Genomic DNA, 1222 nt, shown 5'->3' with positions numbered 1-1222 from the left:
GCCTTAGACCATCCCACCCAGCTTCAACTCACTCTTCAGGTACGCGTAATAAATCGGCCCCGCCACCACTCCCGGCAGGCCGAACGCGGCTTCGAACACCAGCATCGCCAGCAGCAACTCCCACGACTTGGCACTGATCTGCCCGCCGACGATGCGCGCGTTGAGGAAGTATTCGAGCTTGTGGATAAAGATCAGATAGCCCAGCGCCGCCACCGCCACCCAGATCGACAGCGACAGACCGACGATGGTGATCAGCGTGTTCGACATCAGGTTGCCGATCACCGGCAACAGCCCGAGCAGGAAGGTCAGGACGATCAGGGTCTTGGTCAGCGGCAGCTTGATGCCGAACATCGGCAGGATCGCCGCGAGGAAGATCCCGGTGAAGATCGTGTTGAGCAGGGAAATCTTGATCTGTGCGAAGACGATGTTGCGAAAGGCCTGGACCAGCAGGTGCAGACGATCGAACAGGGCGGCGGCCAGCGGCTTGCGCTTGGTCACGTCCGGTATCCGCTGCAGGGCGATGATCGCGCCGAGGACCATGCCGATCAGCAGGGTGACAAACATGTGCGCCGCGTCCTTGCCCACCAGTTGCAGTTCGGACAGGTGCTTGCTTGCCCATTGACCGATGGCGACACGGAACTCGGCGGCGCTGGCAGGCAGGTAGGCATCGAGAAACGGCGGCAGTTGCCCGCGCGCACGATCGACCACGCCCATGAATTTATCGAGAGAAGCGCCGGGGTTTTCTGCTTCGTGCAGCAGGAAACTGATAGCGCCGGCGAAGAACAGCGCCAGCACACTGACCACCAGCGTGCCCAGCAACGCCACCGCCAACCAGCGCGCGCGCCGGCCTTCGATCAGCCGTTGCAGTTGCGGGGTGAGCATGTTGACCAGCTCATAGACCAGCAGACCGGCCAACAGGCTGGGCAACAAACGCAGCGGCAGCACCAGCAGCAAACCGCCAAAAATAATGATGCAACTGACCCAGAACACAACATGACGCTCAGAAAACGTTGGCATACAGCCTCAAAACGAACGGCGTAAAAGGATTGGCAGTCTGCCAGCGATCCAGAGAGAGCACTAGGGATATGCGGTGCTTCAGGTCCCCTCACCCTAGCCCTCTCCCAAAGGGAGAGGGAACCGATTGGGGGATACTCTGCGTATCCAGTGACCTGAACAGCTACATGGAATCCAAAATCGACCGGTTTTTTCAGGTCGACGAGTT

Annotated in this window: 1 protein-coding gene; it reads right to left on the bottom strand. The window is 59.7% G+C overall.

The annotated features are described in order from the left end of the window. Positions 1 to 3 precede the first annotated feature (3 nt). Positions 4 to 1017, bottom strand: coding sequence for an AI-2E family transporter (locus tag DBR24_RS22460; RefSeq protein ID WP_128615836.1), 1014 nt, complete (start codon positions 1015 to 1017; stop codon positions 4 to 6). Between the last annotated feature and the right edge of the window lie 205 nt (positions 1018 to 1222).

This window comes from Pseudomonas sp. HMWF006, from assembly GCF_003061205.1.
Taxonomy (GTDB): domain Bacteria; phylum Pseudomonadota; class Gammaproteobacteria; order Pseudomonadales; family Pseudomonadaceae; genus Aquipseudomonas; species Aquipseudomonas monsensis.
Note: the sequence above shows the minus strand (reverse complement) of the source record. Positions and strands in the feature narration are given on the sequence as shown.

Bases quoted from the DNA above. Each gene is read 5' to 3' on its own strand.
- DBR24_RS22460 (WP_128615836.1), bottom strand. From the start codon at position 1,017: ATGCCAACGTTTTCTGAGCGTCATGTTGTGTTCTGGGTCAGTTGCATC.